The following is a 17,583-nucleotide window of genomic DNA, read 5'->3' on the forward strand; positions in this document are numbered from 1 at the left end:
GAGAGAATGAGTACGACGTTTCGGCGCTTGAATAATGATCAGTATCGCAGCCGGGAGTATTTGACCTGGGAGGAGATGAAAATTTTGATTCAGGCGGCGGGCGATCGCGGTCGGCATAGAGTTAGAGATCGGGCGTTGTTATTAATGTCATTTCGGCATGGGCTGCGACCGGGGGAGGCAGCGGCCATGAAATGGGATGCAGTTATGTTAGAGCGAAAGGTGATTTACATCAAGCGGCTCAAGGGTAGCCAGAGTGGGAATCACCCAATGCAACCGGATGAGGTGGATTTGTTGGGGCAACTAAAGCAGACTTATCCCAATAGTTATTTTGTTTTCCCCAATGAGCGAGGGCAGTCATTGTCGGTGGATGCGATTGAGAAGATGGTGAAACGTGCAGCTGAAAAAGCGGGGTTACATATTAAGGTGCATCCGCATATGTTCCGCCATAGTTGCGGTTATTTTTTGGCGGAACAGAATCGTTCAACTAGGGATATTCAGAGTTACTTGGGGCATAAACAGATTCAAAATACTGTTCGGTATACTGCGGAGAACCCCAGGCGGTTTGAGCATTTTGATTGGCAGTGGGAGCAGCCTTTTTGAGTTTAAGAAACGTTGATGACTGAGTTTCTTACTTTGCATCCCCAAGTTAGTCTTAGAGCGCATTTTCGATGCCAAGACCGCGCAATAACTTTGCTCAGTCGTCGCTCCAAATTTTTCTTAGCGTACAATTTTCCTTTTTTGGCACGGTGATGCCATATTTAACCATAAAATTACGTTGAAATAGGAGCAATGATAGGAGTTACAGATAATCTCTATATCTACCTCTGACATAGTTCCTGAGCGTGTCAGAACACCAGCAGAAGGAGGTGGATATGTAGATTTATTAGCTTGTAGATGTTGTGAACTGCAATCATAAATGCCCAAAACTGCAATCAAGGCAATTTTGAAACCACATTAATCTGCAACTAGAGGTGGTCTCAAAACCACAATAAATGCGGCCCAAACCACAATAATTGCAACGAAACTGCAAACAAGCGTTCTGAAACCACAATAAATGCAACTAAGCCAAAAGCTATATCCAGAGCCAGTTTGAGAGATTTACGCTGCCCCAGGTGTCTAGATTAAACGGAGGATTAAATCAAACGTATATGCCCGATTAATGTGGTTTAATCTAGACAACATTCGTTCAATTAAATGAGAAATCAAGTTTTTTCCGACAAGTGTAATCTACTTGTTTATCAAGCATCCTGGTCTGTTTAAATTGAAAAAATCACCTGGGATGAAATTGAGAAAAAACCTTTAAAGTGGACACTTTCAGGATAATTGCGTTATCAAAGCCGAAAAACCTTATGGCTAAAGGATTATAGGCTATTTGCAATTAATGTGGTTTCAAAACCGTTGTTTGCAGTTTAGTTGTATTTAATTTGGTTTGAGTTGCATTTATTGTGGTTTTGAGACACCCCTTAGTTGCAATTTAATGTGGTTTCAAAATTGTCTTGATTGCAGTTTTAACGATTTATGTTTGCAGTTCGCTACATGTAGACCCAAGTCAGAAGAATTTGATATTGATGCATCTGCATTTGCTCTTCGGTGCGCTCTAGAACCTATGATTATCGAAGATGCTGCTCGACGTATCGTGCAATTCGCAACTAACAAACCATATGATGCTCTATTAATTGATCGTAGTCGCCGATTAAGTCGCTCCACCGCTCACACTGTTTGGGAGTACTCAGCCTGGGAAGCGTCCAGTGTAGGCGTTGCTTCAAAAAACGATACCAATGGTCAACAGTAAAGCGCCGCAAGTAAAATTGCCAATTTAGTAAAATGTGACGCTTTTTATAACATCAATCCAACAAATAAAAATTGTCAGACTATTGATAGATAGCAATATCTATAAAAAGAAAGAATAGCTGCTCTTATGAAGGATATAGCATTTACTTAAGTTTTGCGCGATTGCGGTAGTAGCCACGAAAACTCAAGCATCAGCGCAATGTTATTGGTGATGTTATACATCTATTTGTTTTAGTTTAAAAACTTTTGATTTAATTGTTTTTGGGTTTATAGCCGAGATAAGTGTAATTTCCGGCTAGATGCGGCTGAAAATTAATTCATGTCAATATTTAGGTAAAAATCATGTCTAACAAAGCATTATTATGTGGTATCAACACATACAAGAATTACAGCGGTTTAAATGGCTGTATTAACGATATTATCCATATGTTGCAATTGCTGATAGATGTCTTTAATTTTGAAACAGTTAACATTCATAAATAAGGTTTTTCGGCGATTTTCGGCTCATAGAGCAATTTTATTTCTAAAAAGCTTGTGTAGCAAGGTTTTAGGCGGTACGTGGCAACTCATGTCACGCTCGCTACTTTTACCCCATTATGGAACTAAAATGCCTTTTATCAGAATTGAAACTAATCATGACTTCAGTTCAGAAGTTATTCATGATGTCATCACTCAAATTACTGAACAAGTTCATATCATCAAAGGCGACCCTCAGTCCATGATCTTAGTAGTTGTCAACACCAAGGTTAATGTAGCTTTTGGTGGTGATTATGAAAAGCCTGCGGCTGTTGTTCAAGTAATGAACCTGAGAATGTCTGTAGAGATTACCACCAAGCTAATAGAAATCATCAGCGATATTCTACTAGCAAAATTCAATGTTTCAGCTAACAGAATGTATATGTTTTTTCAAGAATATACAAAAATGCATTTGGTTGGCTGGAATCGCACAACTTTTGAGCAAATATTAGGTGCTGATAATTTAGCAGATGTAGAAGCGGCTCGAAAAGAAAGTGCAGCCGCAAACAAAAAACAGCAATTGAATGCACCAGGAGTTATAACAGATATGAGTAACTTGATCCAAAGAATTATTGCAGGTGAAGTATCACTAGAAGAATATACCAAAACAGAGAAAGAACGTTTAGTTTACAATATTCTGTCTGATTTACCTTTAGACTCTCTTTTAAAAATCAAACAAGAGTTGAAGGGAAATGTAATTGCCAAATCACGACGAGCTTTTGGGAAGGTAGTACATCGTGACTCGCTGATTCCTATTCCCAATTTAAGTTTAGAGTTATGGGATAGAGATCCATTTGGGTCAAAAGATTATTTAGGCATTGGAGAAACGGATAAAACAGGACAATTTGAAATTTTCTATAATCCGAAAGCAGGAGGTTTTGGTGATGCACCGGATTTAGAATTAAGAATTTTTAATCCGCCACAAAATGTCGTTATTGATAGTAAAAAAAGTGAAGTCAGGAACTTAATTGAAGTTAAAAACGGGACTGATAATGTTACAGATGACTATGATTTTGGGTTTGTGCAAATTTTATATTATGAGTACGATCCGCAATATCCGTTATTTTCTTACAGCCTACCAGATTCCATTCGCCATGATTTTGTACCTGAAGCTTTAGCCAGGACAATGCAATCTGTAGCCAAGTATAACCAGATAATGGATAGACTCATCCAAATAAATCGCCGTAATCCTCATGAGCCATCCTACGATGAAATTCAAAAATCATTTCCGGAAACTTTAACGCTAATTTTAGAAAAAGACCATAAAGGCTATACCAGAAGTGATGAATTTTTTGGCAAAAGGATATTAAACGGTTTCAATCCAGTGATTTTAAAAAAGGATAAGAATAATCCTTCACTATATACTACTGCTTTTAATGGTGATAAATTTACTCTGACAGGCAAAATAGATTTGCCTAATTACAAAGTCAAATTTGAATTAAAAGACGGAAAATTACTACCTGTTGAAATTACGCTGCAATTCCGTGAAGATAATTGTTTGCAACCAAATCCACCCTTAAAAGCACCACAGACTTATACCTCTACTGATGGTAATAAGTGGTTGCAAGCTAAACGAGTTGTTCGGGCTACTCATCTGGGTGTTTTAGGTGAAGTGAAAGGACATTTAAGCCAGTGTCACTTTAACATGGAACAGTATGCAATTGCTTTCTTGAGAAATATTAGAAATAATCCGCTACGTGGTTTATTATACCCCCACCTCAAAGAAGTAGTTCATATTAACAAATTTGGGCGTCAAATCCTCATGAACCCCATAGAAGGTTTTTTTGCCAAGCTAGAACCCATGATTATTGACCCAGATATGTTGCGATGGGTAAGAACAAATATTGGAACATATGATTGGACAGATTGGCAACCTAGAAAACCTCTGTGTGAAGGTCATACATTTGCCAAACTCGGCAATTTATACTGGGATATTCTCACTACTCATGTAGAGTCATTTTTTGCCACTAATCAAGAAGAAATTGCTAAAAATTGGACAGAAATACTCAATTTCTCCAACGATTTAGTACAACATAGTGTTCTTTATGTTCCTCTGAGTATGGAACAAGTAGATGATGGCGATGAATGGTATGATTTAAACGAAATTGAACACTCATCAAATCCACGTCAAGAAGTTAATGGTGAATTAAAAGCCATTAGACCTATTACTATATCACCACAACCAACTGAGCAAGATATAGCAAATATCAAACAGGTCTGTAAGTATGTGATTTATCAATGCACTTTTTGGCATACTTGGATTCACAATGAACATAATTCTGAATTTGGTGAATTGAAGTACGGCGATTTGTTAACCAATGGCTCAATGGGTGACGAAGATGACGAAAGTGTATTACCAGGTCGTCAGGTAGCTAGTATCATTTTGGCTGTAACCAATATGCTGACCAATTTTAACTACGGCTATATCCTCAAAAACGAAGATGGAGACGTACCACCAGAGTTAATCAAACTCATTGAAAGTAAAAAAGCAGAGTTTGAAAAATTAGGATTCGATCTTGCAACCTTACGTTCTAGATTGAATAGCTAATATAGTAATCCTAAATGATTCGTAAATATTTTGTTTTGACCGTTAACTGTTGACTGTTCACAATCAGCAATCAACAGCCTCTAGGAATTTATCGAAACTCACATGGGATTGCTATATCTGGTGTAAATAGTAAAAGCAATCAGCCTTTTATCACTCCCTTTTTTAGACATGAGCAATTGAAATAACATCTACAAATATGAGGGACTTTCGCCTGGTATTAAAAAATAGATAATATTGAGATATCATCGATTATGACAAAAACAAACAATTTAATTACTCAAGATGAATTGGATTGGGGTCAATGGATAACACTTAAAGATGTTCAAATAGTACCACTAGAAATTGAGTATTTTTGGTCAGCATTTGATAATTATCTGGAATTTCTCAAGGGTTTTAGTGGACGTACAAATGTTGAATTAGAAACTGATGACGGAAAACCCACAGACAGACCTGGTGCTATTGTTAGATTTGATTTCCAAGGCTCACTAGTGCGTGACAGATTGCTGTACAACGATCGCCAAAATCATGTCTGGAAAATGGATATACCGGAGGCAACTAACCTCTTCACGTTGTATGTAGTCACTATCAGCGCCCGTAAGATAGATGATCATCACACAGAAGTTTCTATTACTGTAGAGTTAGTATTGCAAAGCCATAACCGCGAGGAACGTGCCGAAGCTTTGCAAACACTCAAAGCATACCTCCCCAAACGCATCGCTGAAATTATCAAGTTTCTGCAACACAGAGATGGTGAGGCGTTTAAATTAGCACCTTTAAGCGAATCAGAAATTAGACAACTAGCAAAAAATTTTTATACAAAAATCGATCAACATGTTCCAGCATCTGAACTTGTACCTTTTTTTGACTTTGCAAACCACTGTTTTAAAATGCAGTTTCCTAGCTCTACATTGCAAAATCAAGAAGAATTTAATCAATGGTATGAAGGTACTATTAATACCTTTTTTGATGAAATTCATGCAGTGAAAGAAATTAGTGTGAAAGCTCTGGCTGATCACGCTGATGTTAACGCTATCATCCATTGGGAAGGTAGCACTTGGAAAGCACCATCTGCCCACAGTAAAAGGGTTATAGCCGATGCTCAACATACCTGGGTAGTAGTGCGATCGCCCGATACATTCAAACCCATTTATAAAAGCTATATTGTTCACAAACTAGATTTTGCTGCGGATTCATCCAAGCCATAACTAAGGTACAAGCACGGTTCTTAGGGGGGCTTTCCGCCTTCACTTGCCATTTAAAGCCTAATTTTATTACTTGTTATTGATTATTTTTGCCTGCATAAGATGTCAGACTTTATCCTACTCTAAAAGGCTAGATAATCGTATTTGTGCTATTTGGTATTTTATTCATCATTATAATTCTTGTTGTAACGCCTAAATTTATTATCACTACATATTTACCACTACCCTAATGGTAAAAAACCGGGCAGAAGTGGGTATGACAGTTCGGCGTTAAAATTTCAATGAATCTTTGACCGAAAGCGATATTACAAGGAGGTTTCTATGATTTTTGAACCCTTTACGATTAAAAATGTCACCTTGAAAAACCGAATTCTAAGGTCGTCTATTGGAGGAAGAACCTCGTACTACGACGGCACCGTAACCTCTGCTTGGAAAAACTTTGAGAAAAGATTCGCGGAAAACGATGTGGCTGGAATTATTTCAGCCACAATCACCGTAGATGACCGCAGATGGTCGCCATTAGAATACCCCAAGATTAGCAACGATAAATTTATTAAACCGTTGCGAGAAGGAATTCAAGCCGTTCAAAAATTTGACTGTAAATATATCATCCAAATTGGAGACGCTGGCTATCAGACCCAAACGAGTTTATTTTCTCAAGAAGCAGATGCGAAGTCCGCTTCTTCCGGCTTCGATCTTCTCTTTGGGTATCGCAATCACAGCATTGAAATGTCTGTGGAAGAAATCGAACAGACGATTCATAACTTTGCCGAAGCGGCAAGACGAGTTCGAGAAACGGGTTGCGATGGCTTAGAAATTACGGCTTCCAAGGGCTATATTATTCATCAATTTTTAAATCCAGTCTCTAATCGAAGAACGGATGAATACGGCGGGTCTGTAGAAAAGCGATTTCGTTTTTTACAAGAAATGCGAATTCGAGAAGCCTCTGCATGAACTCAGAGTTAAGTATGAAATTAGTAGCTATTTACTCTTTACTCAAATCCGCGATCAAATTGGATAAAGCTTTTTTGGCTAACATCCCTTTTAGAGCTAGTTAGATAGTAAAAAATTGTCAAATGGTCAAGTTACAAACTGAATCTTCACCAGTTACAGTAAAAATAGATTCTCAAAAATACTGGAACGCTACTGGTATTTATTTAGAAACAGGAGCAATTTATACTTTTGAAGTAAAAGGAGAACAGTTTTGGTATGATGCCACGATTAAAACTGATGCATATGGATATACAAAACCTTGGTTCCGTTGGGCTGAGATGTTCCGAAGAAAACCAAACGAAAACTGGTTCTCTTTAATTGGAAATATTGGTCAGTCTGTTGAACAAGAGTTCCTAATTGGAAAAAAATTAGAGAAGTATAAAGTTCCTTTAGCTGGAGAGTTATTTTGTTATGCCAATGATATTCCAATAATGTATTTTAACAATCATGGTTCTTTGAACTTAACTATTACAAGATTGAGCTAATCAACAAACGCATCAAAAAACTGGTGGAACTTAATTAAGTTCTTAGGTCGATAAGGTGGAAACTGTTTTAATTTCCATCGCATTTTTGTACTTGAATGAATATTGTTATTAAAAAAATCTTGATCAAAAACGGTGTAGTCTTTTAAATCATGATCGGGATTAACAATGTCTCGTTCGATGATTCCGGTTAATCCTTCAAACCATTGAAGTTGATTATTAAAAGCTTCTTGAAAGTTGGCATGAATTCCTTTCTCCACAACAGTTTGGATATCATCAATAAACTCAAGTTGAGAGTTGTCTAGGTTTTTAGTCTCGTCCACCATCCATTTTAAAGTGATATCTGATAAACCGCTCGTTTCTTGTCCACCACCAATGCAGCTATGATTTCCTGGAAACCAGACTTGGCGAAGTTTGGTGTCAGCTCCATCGCTAATTCGCATTGGTGTGACATTGAATATTTCACGTCGTTCATCAATTGCAACTGCATGTAGTGCGTTTTCAATTAGCCTATTTACTTGAGTATCGTGGAATTTATATTTATGATTAATCCAGTCGCTAATGAACGGGGTTTGTTTAGGAACACCCAGTTCGCCAACAGTATCCCAACAAGCTAGTAACTTAATTGGAACGTGTTCTCCATACTTGTTTCGGAATGCAATTGCATCTGGATCATTAGGGCGAATATGATGAACCCGATAGAGATTGTACGCTTGTGGTATTTGACGAATATGCTGTCGTTTTAGCAATCCAGAACAGTAAATCATCCCTGCTAAACTTCGTACAGTATATGCACCACGACTAAATCCAAATAAATAGATTTGATCATTATTTTCATAGTTTAAACACAAGAAACGATATGCGTCTTGAATGTTATTATCAATGCCCCAGCCAAAGGCTCCACCAGCAATTTTGTCGAAGTCATCATAGCCACTACCAAGTCCAGCTTGATAATAAATTACTTGAGATGTACCATCAGCTCCCTTCGGCTTGATCATCTGAGCTATTTTGACTACATTTGTGGAAAATGGACTATACAAATTTTGCCAAGTACCATCGCAGCAAACGATTAGACATTTGCTCATAATTTCCCCCGGCTGGCATATGCAGTTAGATAAAGTTAATTAATTACAGATATTTATTGTCTTTGATTCATATACCTATGGAATGATAAATTTATTCAATTGCAGAATCTCATATCTTGCACCTCTACGTATAAACCCAGGTAAAGTCAAAAGATGCGCGATAAAGCTACCTAATTTTTATCAGCTTTTATCGTCAAATCAAGAAGTTTGCTTTTTTACTGAGTAATAAATTTATATCAATTTTTCTTGGTGCAAGATGTGAGGAATGAAGCTCAAGCAGTGCAATCCCAAACTAATGCCCACACTGGACTATAGAACCCATTTGGGATCTTGGACGACGAGCTAAGATCAAAAATAAATGCCATTTAATTACAATGCGTGTCGTTTAGGGGAATCTCAGCCAGTCACCGTTGGGTTTTCTGATGCAGTTTGAGAAACCTTGATTTCAAATCCTACAGTTTCCGAGCGCAGGCCAAACTTTAAGTTTTACATTTAGGGGTAAAAGTAGCCAAGGCGAATTTTGCCGCCATGCGTCGTCTGAAAATCATAACCAGACTTGGTTTCAGAAAAAAAATTGACTTTCACTTAGAAATTAGGATTTGACATACCAGATCCACTACTTTTATTCGTACCATTTGAACCCCTCTAATTTTTGTAGCCTGAAAACCCTGTGGCTACGTGACTCAATGCTGTGCCAAATAACTTAGACTTTTATTGATACAGCCAAAATAAGCTTTTTCTCCATTTTTTGGTGACAAGAGCGATTTTATTTCTATAACTCTTTCACAGCAAGATTTTCAAGCTTTGCATGGCGGTAAAATGTGTCTTCGCTATTTTTACCCCTGGTAAGAAATTAATTACTATAGTTTCTTAATTTTGTTATCTAGCCTTAATCTTGCTAATGACTCCAATCTCTCCTTGCACATAAAATTTACAACCAAGATTCAACAGACAATGTTCTCACTTGCTGAATCCTTTGAAAATCCCTGTCGGCTGACACAAGGATAAGACCATGTTGTAAGGCTACAGCCGCAATCCAAAGGTCATTTTCATCAAACCCCAGGTCTGTCACTTGAGTTTTTCTCCGCTTGCTTTTTTCTTTGGGGCCAAATTGTTTCATCAAGGCAGCTTTGAGTTGACCGTAAATATTAGCCGTGTCCTCTGTAACACCGTAGATGCGGATATCTTCTATAAATTCTGTCAAAGAAACAAGATTGGTTTCCCTCTGTGCAGAATTTTCCATCATATATGTAAGTTCTCCCTGCACAATTACGCAGGTAGCGATGTTTAATTCTCCAACCTCAGTTATTCGACAAATGACGTTTGGTTCGCCAAGAATGATAGCACTACAGTGATTAGTATCTAGCAGGTACATTACTCAAAAGGATTCAAGTCATAATCGAATTTGGCTTTGCCACGAGTTGCGTAAACAGACCTCAGACACTCATCAAAGTCATCACCTGCCCAAGTTCCTGCGTGTCTAAGAATGGAACGACCGGAAGCCGGACGGTAGGGTAGCTGAGAACTGTCTGTCGGTTTTTCTTCTGGTTGAGGTAGTGTATCGGAATCAGTTGTTTCTGGCTGAATGTGCGGGGATTGAGTATTCTTTTTGACTATTGTTTGCTTGGTTTTCAAAAAGCGTAGAAAATCAAGAGTTTCTTCTAGGAGAGAATCGGGAGAAGATTCAATTTCTTGGAGCAGGAGTTCTTTAATAGTCATGTACTTAATCCTCTGCTAGTATTGCTTCCATTTGCATCAATAACTTTTCTAATTTTTTCTGTTTTTTCGGGTCATCCCAGGCTTTGGTCTTTTGAAAACGATGGGTGATATCTTGCATCTTCTGCTTTAGCGATTGGGGTTGTTCCTTGGGAGTCAGAGCAGCTTTAAGCCGCTCCCTGATCTGAGCAAGAGATAAATTTTGAGTTATTGCTTCTTCCAGTAATGCTTTTCTCTTGGACTCATCCTTTAACCGAGCAATGGCTTGAGCTTTAGTGTAAGCAATTCTGCCCGTTCGCAGTGCTGATAAAATTTCACTTGGTAAATTTAGTAGTGTTAGCCTAGTTGTAACGAAAGACTCCCAAGTAATAAATGCTAGGTGATCAAAAACAGCTTGAATTTCCTGGGATTGGGAACTAATCAAAACGTTTTGATTAGAATTGCCAACCACTTCATTTCGCATCCGGTAAAGAAGAGAAGGAACCTGTGCCAAATCGATTTTCAGTTTGAGACTTAATAGTTGAAGAATTCCTTCCGTTTCTTCAACAGGGTTTAGATCCTCACGCTGTAGGTTCTCAACAAGGGCTAGTTGAACTGCCTCATCATCGGTTAATTCTCTTACAGTTACAGGAACTGAAGTTAAGCCTGCTTCAGTGGCAGCCCGATAACGTCGCTCTCCCGCTACTAATTCATACTGACCATTTTTTTTTCCAGGCCGAACTAATAACGGTTCTAAAATTCCATGTGTTGAGATTGATTCCTTCAATTGTTGAAGTTTTTGAGAGTCAAAATAGCGGCGAGGTTGGTTTTCTGTCAGAATGATTGAATCGGTAGATATTTCATGAACATTGGACAAATCAGCCTCGAATTTCCAATCATCTTTCAAGCTATTACGCCTTGCCATAACTCAAAGCCTCCTCAAAAAGCTGCTCATAATCTTTTGCAGCTATTGATGCCGCATCACCAGACATATTAAAAACGGTAGCAGATTGACCCGGTGCATCAGCAATCACCTGTCGCTGATAAATCACTTGCTTGAGTAAAGTTAGCCCTTGGGTTTGGGATAAAACCTCTTGGGCTTCCCTCAATAATACAGTTCCTTTTGAAGCTCGACTTAAAAACATCACTGCTTTTGGAGTTCCTTTGCGGATTTTCTGAGCTTGGTTGACCAAACGGACAATATCTTTAGTTGCTAGTAGATCGAGATTTGATGGCTGCACAGGCACTAATGCCAAATCAACACTCAGCAATACGGCTTTAGCTGTTTCGCCAAGGACGGCTGGAGAATCCACAATAACTGCATCATACTGTCCTGAGTACAGCGTAATTTGGTCAAATAGATCATCTGGATCATTGACAACTAAAGAAGGTAAGTTAAGTTTTTCTAGCCACTGGCTGGAACTTGTTTGTCCATCCGAGTCAATAACTATCACATTATGCTTTCTCTGGGCTAACCAGTGTGCAAGATGGACTGCTGTCGTTGATTTTCCACAGCCACCCTTTCTGTTTAAAACGCCAATTAACATTGATTCTGCCTAATATTTTTAAGCTTTGCTTTGAGCTTACTGCCATCAATTATGCTGCTGTTTTATGGACTGCTAATTCCAGATATTTGTTATCTTCTGTATATCTAGAGACGTTTGCAGTCCAGAGAGTGCTTGAATTTCGTCATCACTTAGCCGAAATGAGATGACTTGACTAGCCATAGAGTATACCCTGTATACGTGCTTGTCCACATAGTAGATTCTTGTCTACAGAATGTCTATATTAATGTTTATAAAATTGGCAACACGCTGCATACCATTAAGATTGAATCAGACCGCGATTAAAAAAAACAACAATTATGGCATCTGCCGAGCCTACGCCTAATGAACCTACTAATAATGAGTTGCAGTTTATTCAATCTCTTGTAGCTCAACCAGAGGAAAAAACTCAAGAGTCTCTAGAGCTTTCTACAACTGAGCTAGAAGCAGATCCTTCACTGTCAGTCTCAACTGATGATGAGCAAGTAAATTTTGAGACTGATTCACAAATAGATGATATCGAAGCTTCAGGGGCGATATTTCAAGCTGTTGGCATAATTACAGGGGAAGTAGACTTAAATTCTTCTGGCAGCAGCACTGTTACTATTGGTCGAAATCAATACCCACTTTTCTACATTCCGCGAAAACTGAAAGTATTTGAAGCTCTCAAGAAAGAAATAGAAACTACTGGCAACCGGACTCAACGTTTAATAGTTTATCCAAAGGCAATTCATTTTCCGCGCAAAGAGCAGCCCCTAAAAATCGCTTTTCAGCTAGTAGGTTTTGACAGAGGGCGATTTCAAGAGGCAGTCTCAGGAGAGTTAGAAGACTTGGAGTTTAAATTATCAGGGCTGTGGCAGTTTATTCCAGTCTGCCCTAGTCCCTGCATTTCTGTGTTCCGTAACTTTACCCGTGAAAGACTGGAATATATTAAGCAAGCCGAACCAGCTCGTAAGGTGAAATTCATGAAGGCTAGCCATGTGCCTTTGCTATGGAAGGATGCACCAGTTAGACCCTTTAGATTTAATCCCAAAGTCCCGAAAGTTGAGCAAGGACATCCAATATTTGTTACACTCAAAGCGAAATTTCTACCGGGGCGTGATGTATGGGGTTTTGTCGCCCTATTAGCACCACCCCAAGAAACTGCACCCCGTTTCCTGAAAGCCTCCAAACAAGATAAAGCCACAGTCCAGCAAGAGTCCAAAAAGAATAAACCCAAAGGGCAACGACCATCTAAAAAGGATCATACAGAGCGCCCCAATCCTCCAGGTAAACCAATTCTGAAAAAAAGATCCCAAGAGGTTGAGGGTGAAACAGACAAATAACTATTACATCTGAGTGCAAACAATATCTGCAATCGCTCAACGTGCTATAAGTGTTGGCGTTGTCACACGGCTCAAGGTAAGTTGGTAGCGTGTGATGGCACGAAACGATCGTCTCCAACGGGGCAGCCCATCGCTGCCTTGAAGTGAAAGGAAAATTCTTTCAAAAAACCGAAAGTAAGAAACGTCTTGATTTATTTTCTTAGTTTGATGGTTACAGCCAAGCGATACCAATGGTTTTGAGAGCCATTATTTCGCACTGTTCTTGCTCGGTCGAAGTTTTCAAGCCACTCAAGAACTGGACGCTATTAAAACAAGGATTTGAACCAATAATGAGAATAGCTCTCATCACTTGAAAGGGCTGGTTATAATATAGTTATTAACATTTTTTTCTAACGACCTATAGATTCAATAATACCTTTTGCTGTCTGATTATATTTATGTATGATTTGTTGCAACATATCAAACATTTGTGATCTTTTGTCTATTATTCTCTTCAGCTTCATTGTCTCTACATCAATAGATGGCTCGTAGTGGCTTATTAAGACGACTAAAACATTTTCACGCATATTCAAAACTTTTTCTATTTGGCTTTCACTTAGTTTTAGTGAAAACCGTTTATAAACTCGTTTCATTTTTATATTGACTAGCTTGCTCAATCTGAGAAGAGTAAACATGTCTAATGATGATGTAGATTTTTTTATTGGGCGAACCGAATTTTCAACATCCTTGTCCATTTTTTTCATAATCGACATCATCATTAATGTAGTTTTATTTTCTGTGGTTAAAGTAAAATCGTTTAGAATGGTATGTATCAATTGGTCATTAGGGATATTGTTTGCAGGAGATGTTCTATCATTGTTAGGCTCTATCAATTCATCTTCTAAAGATTTTTTTTCACTTGTTTCTATTTTTATTAGTTTTATTATTTGTTGAGGATCTAATAATTCAATTACTTCCTCTGAATTATTTAAATCTTTAAAAATATTTGCGTTTTTTAGACGATGAGCTAATTCTATAATTGATGAGTTTTTCAGACCTTCTGCTGCCCTATCGATACAAGTATTTAATAAACGAAAAATTTCTTTTGCTTCTAGTAATTGTTCATTCCTTAAAAACACACGATTTAGTTTTGATTTCCCTGAACTAATTATTAACTTTACCTTCTCCCACCAAGGAGAATAGAGGATCTCAACAGCACAATACAAAACTTTGACTTCTGGTGACTTCAGTTCTAAGGGTAAAATGCGAGGTACTCGTAACAAATTGTCAAAACTAACTTCCAATAATCCCAAAGCCACTGCTTGATTAATCTGTTGATCGAGATTGGGAGTAGATTCACAAACTGCTAATATTGCTTCTTTTGGTACTGGCAACTCGTACAACAATCCCCGTGACAACATCTCTCGCATGGTTGTATCCATTTGTTGCAGCAGCGCCTTTGCCAAAACTTGCTCTCGCAACTTTACTGGATCTGCTGCTAACTGATTGAGAATTGCTGCTTGGTCAACTGTTGTATTTTGCAGAATCTTATCCAAGCATTCCAGCAAGCGGGGATTCCCATCCGCCAAGTTCTGCGCCTGCGATTTTAACGCCTCATCTACCTGAGATTTAGCACCAAAGGCTGGGAGGCGATTCACTTTTTTTGCAAATCTGCGCCTCGCAGTGCATCCAACGGCTGCTTGTGGAAATACTGCAACTGGGTAAATTCAAAGTCGTAACGACAGGTAATGATAATGCGGTGAGAAGTGTAATTTTCTCTAATTGCCCAAACTAAAGCCGTCAACACCTCTGCTGCTTCTGGTTTCAGCACATAACTCTCATTGCGGGGTTCTAAATTCACTTCAAAGTCATCTAATACTAACAAAAACCGCTTTGCTTCCTCATGCAACTGCTGGAAAACTCGCCGCAGCCGAAATCTCAAATCTTCATCGGGATTTTCTAGCCTTTTGCGTTGTTCATTGTCATCCAGCTTTTCTGTCAAGCGACTTACCAAACTACCTTCATCGATTATTCCTACCCAGATAACGCGCTCAAAATTTGGCAGTCGGTCACTAAGCCTTGCGGCTAAACTACTTTTACCCAAACCTCCCATGCCATAAATCAACACCCCAACTTTATCAGTTGGTTGACTCAGCACCCGCAAACAACTTTGCAATTGACGGCGACGACCAACAAAACTTTCCCGCGTCGGGACTTTAACTTCACCTGCGGGATCTAGAAATTGGGTAGAAACAGAAGGTGGTGCAGCTGGTTTACGTCCAGGAGTCTGCAAGGGTGTAACTAATGAACCTGGTAAATTGTCTGCTGCATACAGCCGTAATAAATGCCAATCCCGCGCTTTGTTCTTGATTAATGCTTGGTAGGTAATAGCAAGAGCCTCAGTAATTTTCTTTCCGGCTGACAATTCCTGATACAGTGCGGCAGCTGCGGCTGAAGAATCAAGATCTAAAACCTTTTGACCCCAACCCAAAACTGCTGTTGTACCCGATTGCAGCAATTCTTCAGCCATTGATGGCACAGATCCCGAACTGTCTGCTTGCCCAGTATGACAAGCAGAGAGGAAGATGAGTTTAGGCAGCCGGAATTGTAATTCTTGGGCAATATCCCCAGCAGTGGCATAGTAAGCTTCGCCTGTTGCGGTTTCTGTAATGAAGCGGGGTTGCTTATGTTGTAAAGTAGCATGACCCGTCAGGTGTAATACATCAAAATAATCTTTGCCGTAACCATCGACTAAATAACCCAACTCCGACAAACAGCCGCTTTCTTCCACTGTCAGCCCTAAAGGTAAAGGTGTCTGTGCCAGCACTGTCGCTTTCAAAATCCGTGCTTCCTCAGCCTCAAAATCCAGCACAGGTTCTACATTTAAGGGCGAAGTTGCCATAAATAAAACTTGCAGCGCACGGTTTTCTGGTTTCCCCTGAATTGTCAATTTTTTTACCGTGCTATTCGACACCCAACGCACGGGGACAACCGCACGCTGAACCAAAAAGTCCTTGCCATCGTGCAGCACTTCCCAAGGCAAATGGGCAAGTTTTTCTGTTGCGGCAATAGCTAAAACAATACCTTCCCGCCGATACTTATCCAGCAAGGGTTGCAACCAGCGATCACTCCCATCCAACCACTTATACAACTGCTGCCCAGTTATCGTATAGTCCTCTGGTAAACCTGAAACGTAATAATCTCGTTCTACCAAATCAATCAAACCAGCGATTTCTGTTAAAGAGAGTGATCGCTTCTGATACTCATTTGGATTATCAATAAAGTAACGTAACTCTACGTAATTCTCGTCAACTTGCTTGAGGTTAAGGTGGAGCGTTTGCATATTATTGCTCCTCTTTGCGTACCCTATAGTTTGTTTTTGTGTTATCTGTCCAATAAGGCTACCTGATGTTAATTGGCTTTTATCGCTAAATCAAAGGATTAGGGCTACTACTAATTAATAAAATTACATCAATTTTTATCGTGCAAGATGTGAGCGCCCAACGGGCGCGATTAACGCTCCCGCAAAATATGAAACAAGCACATTTTTATGATATTTCTCAAAGCCATACTGTATAACGATTCTAAAATGTGCAAGTTAGGAGGAGTTACTAAAAGTACGCCCATACTCAAAATCAGTCTACTAATATTCCCGATCTCTGAGAATCAAACTCGCTCATCTAAAATTTGACGAATTTCTTCTAGAGTTGCATCCTCCAAAAGGAGTCGTCTGCCATTGCGCCCCACAATCAACACCTTATCAATTCTTTTGCCAGGCTGTTCTTGTTTATACTCTTTATACCATTTACGGATTTGTTCGGCGATGGCGATCGCTCCCCCAACAATCCCAACGATGCTAGCAACTGTTGCTACGACTGGCTCTCTTTCTGGTGCTTCTGAGCTAACCCTATAGTTACCTGAGATACCGGGAATTGCTAAAAGTGCTTCTGTTGCAGAAACCGCATTTTCACCCTCAATTGCCAACCGAATTTCTGCCATAGATTTATCTAGTAATTTATATAGCCTAATTTTAGGTCATTTCAGATTTGGTTTCGCTCCGCTCTACCCATCTTTTCATCCGTCCTAACAGTAGAGCATGGTTATGGCAAATTAATTTTTTACGCCGTTTGAGATTAACTTCTTCATCCTTGTGGGATTTTTCCGAGGAGCCTGAATATTAATCATCACAAGCGTTTCTTAATTTTCGATTGAGCCGACCGTGATCGCTGTTTAAATCATCTTTATCTTAAGTCACAGACTCAGAATCTAAAGCATTACACTTATTTAGGAAAAAGTGTAATGTAGCTGTTAAAGTATTCTCAATTCATTGATGTCTCCGGCACTCGCCCTTACCACTACTGCTATAAAAATACCCCCAACAGGGGGCGAATGATGTGGTATATGTTCTTTAAAGAACAGAAGA

The 17,583-nt window shown here is 39.0% G+C and carries 17 protein-coding genes; 8 read left to right on the top strand and 9 right to left on the bottom strand.

The window, feature by feature from the left end; translation table 11 throughout:
• The 7 genes from RMY31_RS07430 to RMY31_RS07460 all read left to right on the top strand — a co-directional run.
• On the top strand, positions 1 to 600 hold a 600-nt coding region (locus RMY31_RS07430), incomplete at its 5' end, for a tyrosine-type recombinase/integrase (RefSeq protein ID WP_409877577.1).
• Positions 601 to 1,522: 922 nt separating this feature from the next.
• Positions 1,523 to 1,792 (top strand): hypothetical protein, encoded by a 270-nt coding sequence (locus tag RMY31_RS07435; protein WP_409877579.1) that lies wholly within the window; start codon positions 1,523 to 1,525, stop codon positions 1,790 to 1,792.
• Between the two features lie 341 nt (positions 1,793 to 2,133).
• Positions 2,134 to 2,274, top strand: coding sequence for a caspase family protein (locus RMY31_RS07440; protein WP_409877581.1), 141 nt, complete (start codon positions 2,134 to 2,136; stop codon positions 2,272 to 2,274).
• Positions 2,275 to 2,398: 124 nt separating this feature from the next.
• Positions 2,399 to 4,855, top strand: a complete 2,457-nt coding sequence (locus RMY31_RS07445; protein ID WP_322666445.1) for a phenylpyruvate tautomerase MIF-related protein — start codon at positions 2,399 to 2,401, stop codon at positions 4,853 to 4,855.
• A 251-nt stretch (positions 4,856 to 5,106) separates the two neighbouring features.
• On the top strand, positions 5,107 to 6,060 hold the full coding sequence (locus RMY31_RS07450) for a hypothetical protein (RefSeq protein WP_322666447.1): 954 nt from the start codon (positions 5,107 to 5,109) through the stop codon (positions 6,058 to 6,060).
• Between the two features lie 318 nt (positions 6,061 to 6,378).
• Entirely contained in the window at positions 6,379 to 7,011 is a 633-nt protein-coding gene (locus tag RMY31_RS07455) for a hypothetical protein (RefSeq protein WP_322666449.1), read from the top strand.
• Positions 7,012 to 7,133: 122 nt separating this feature from the next.
• On the top strand, positions 7,134 to 7,535 hold the full coding sequence (locus tag RMY31_RS07460) for a hypothetical protein (RefSeq protein WP_322666451.1): 402 nt from the start codon (positions 7,134 to 7,136) through the stop codon (positions 7,533 to 7,535).
• Here RMY31_RS07460 and RMY31_RS07465 read toward each other — a convergent pair.
• The 5 genes from RMY31_RS07465 to RMY31_RS07485 form a co-directional block, all read right to left on the bottom strand.
• The gene (locus RMY31_RS07465; RefSeq protein ID WP_322666453.1) at positions 7,532 to 8,617 is read right to left on the bottom strand and encodes a DUF2235 domain-containing protein; all 1,086 of its coding nucleotides are present in this window, start codon (positions 8,615 to 8,617) and stop codon (positions 7,532 to 7,534) included. The genes RMY31_RS07460 and RMY31_RS07465 overlap by 4 nt on opposite strands.
• 931 nt (positions 8,618 to 9,548) lie before the next feature.
• Complete coding sequence (locus tag RMY31_RS07470; RefSeq protein ID WP_322666454.1) at positions 9,549 to 9,992, bottom strand: type II toxin-antitoxin system VapC family toxin; 444 nt, start codon at positions 9,990 to 9,992, stop codon at positions 9,549 to 9,551.
• Complete coding sequence (locus RMY31_RS07475; RefSeq protein WP_322666456.1) at positions 9,992 to 10,336, bottom strand: DUF2281 domain-containing protein; 345 nt, start codon at positions 10,334 to 10,336, stop codon at positions 9,992 to 9,994. Before RMY31_RS07475 ends, RMY31_RS07470 begins: the two co-directional genes overlap by 1 nt.
• A 4-nt stretch (positions 10,337 to 10,340) precedes the next feature.
• On the bottom strand, positions 10,341 to 11,237 hold the full coding sequence (locus RMY31_RS07480; protein WP_322666458.1) for a ParB/RepB/Spo0J family partition protein: 897 nt from the start codon (positions 11,235 to 11,237) through the stop codon (positions 10,341 to 10,343).
• Complete coding sequence (locus RMY31_RS07485; RefSeq protein ID WP_322666461.1) at positions 11,224 to 11,859, bottom strand: AAA family ATPase; 636 nt, start codon at positions 11,857 to 11,859, stop codon at positions 11,224 to 11,226. The genes RMY31_RS07480 and RMY31_RS07485 overlap by 14 nt, the downstream gene beginning before the upstream one ends.
• A gap of 317 nt (positions 11,860 to 12,176) precedes the next feature.
• Between RMY31_RS07485 and RMY31_RS07490 the strand changes: the two genes are divergently transcribed.
• Entirely contained in the window at positions 12,177 to 13,181 is a 1,005-nt protein-coding gene (locus tag RMY31_RS07490; RefSeq protein ID WP_322666463.1) for a hypothetical protein, read from the top strand.
• 211 nt (positions 13,182 to 13,392) lie between these two features.
• Here the strand turns inward: RMY31_RS07490 and RMY31_RS07495 are convergent, their stop codons facing one another.
• The 4 genes from RMY31_RS07495 to RMY31_RS07510 form a co-directional block, all read right to left on the bottom strand.
• Positions 13,393 to 13,527 (bottom strand): hypothetical protein, encoded by a 135-nt coding sequence (locus RMY31_RS07495; RefSeq protein WP_409877586.1) that lies wholly within the window; start codon positions 13,525 to 13,527, stop codon positions 13,393 to 13,395.
• Positions 13,528 to 13,570: 43 nt separating this feature from the next.
• A complete protein-coding gene (locus RMY31_RS07500) occupies positions 13,571 to 14,818 on the bottom strand; it encodes a hypothetical protein (RefSeq protein WP_322666466.1) in 1,248 nt (415 codons plus the stop codon).
• Positions 14,815 to 16,503 (bottom strand): CHAT domain-containing protein, encoded by a 1,689-nt coding sequence (locus tag RMY31_RS07505; RefSeq protein WP_322666468.1) that lies wholly within the window; start codon positions 16,501 to 16,503, stop codon positions 14,815 to 14,817. The genes RMY31_RS07500 and RMY31_RS07505 overlap by 4 nt, the downstream gene beginning before the upstream one ends.
• Before the next feature lie 323 nt (positions 16,504 to 16,826).
• Entirely contained in the window at positions 16,827 to 17,159 is a 333-nt protein-coding gene (locus RMY31_RS07510) for a hypothetical protein (protein WP_322666471.1), read from the bottom strand.
• Between the last annotated feature and the right edge of the window lie 424 nt (positions 17,160 to 17,583).

This window comes from Dendronalium sp. ChiSLP03b, assembly GCF_034531165.2.
Classification (GTDB): Bacteria; Cyanobacteriota; Cyanobacteriia; order Cyanobacteriales; family Nostocaceae; genus Dendronalium; species Dendronalium minutum.

Coding starts and splice junctions, on each gene's coding strand:
- RMY31_RS07440 (WP_409877581.1), top strand. CDS start 2,134: ATGTCTAACAAAGCATTATTATGTGGTATCAACACATACAAGAATTAC.
- RMY31_RS07445 (WP_322666445.1), top strand. CDS start 2,399: ATGCCTTTTATCAGAATTGAAACTAATCATGACTTCAGTTCAGAAGTT.
- RMY31_RS07450 (WP_322666447.1), top strand. CDS start 5,107: ATGACAAAAACAAACAATTTAATTACTCAAGATGAATTGGATTGGGGT.
- RMY31_RS07455 (WP_322666449.1), top strand. CDS start 6,379: ATGATTTTTGAACCCTTTACGATTAAAAATGTCACCTTGAAAAACCGA.
- RMY31_RS07460 (WP_322666451.1), top strand. CDS start 7,134: ATGGTCAAGTTACAAACTGAATCTTCACCAGTTACAGTAAAAATAGAT.
- RMY31_RS07465 (WP_322666453.1), bottom strand. CDS start 8,617: ATGAGCAAATGTCTAATCGTTTGCTGCGATGGTACTTGGCAAAATTTG.
- RMY31_RS07470 (WP_322666454.1), bottom strand. CDS start 9,992: ATGTACCTGCTAGATACTAATCACTGTAGTGCTATCATTCTTGGCGAA.
- RMY31_RS07475 (WP_322666456.1), bottom strand. CDS start 10,336: ATGACTATTAAAGAACTCCTGCTCCAAGAAATTGAATCTTCTCCCGAT.
- RMY31_RS07480 (WP_322666458.1), bottom strand. CDS start 11,237: ATGGCAAGGCGTAATAGCTTGAAAGATGATTGGAAATTCGAGGCTGAT.
- RMY31_RS07485 (WP_322666461.1), bottom strand. CDS start 11,859: ATGTTAATTGGCGTTTTAAACAGAAAGGGTGGCTGTGGAAAATCAACG.
- RMY31_RS07490 (WP_322666463.1), top strand. CDS start 12,177: ATGGCATCTGCCGAGCCTACGCCTAATGAACCTACTAATAATGAGTTG.
- RMY31_RS07495 (WP_409877586.1), bottom strand. CDS start 13,527: ATGAGAGCTATTCTCATTATTGGTTCAAATCCTTGTTTTAATAGCGTC.
- RMY31_RS07505 (WP_322666468.1), bottom strand. CDS start 16,503: ATGCAAACGCTCCACCTTAACCTCAAGCAAGTTGACGAGAATTACGTA.
- RMY31_RS07510 (WP_322666471.1), bottom strand. CDS start 17,159: ATGGCAGAAATTCGGTTGGCAATTGAGGGTGAAAATGCGGTTTCTGCA.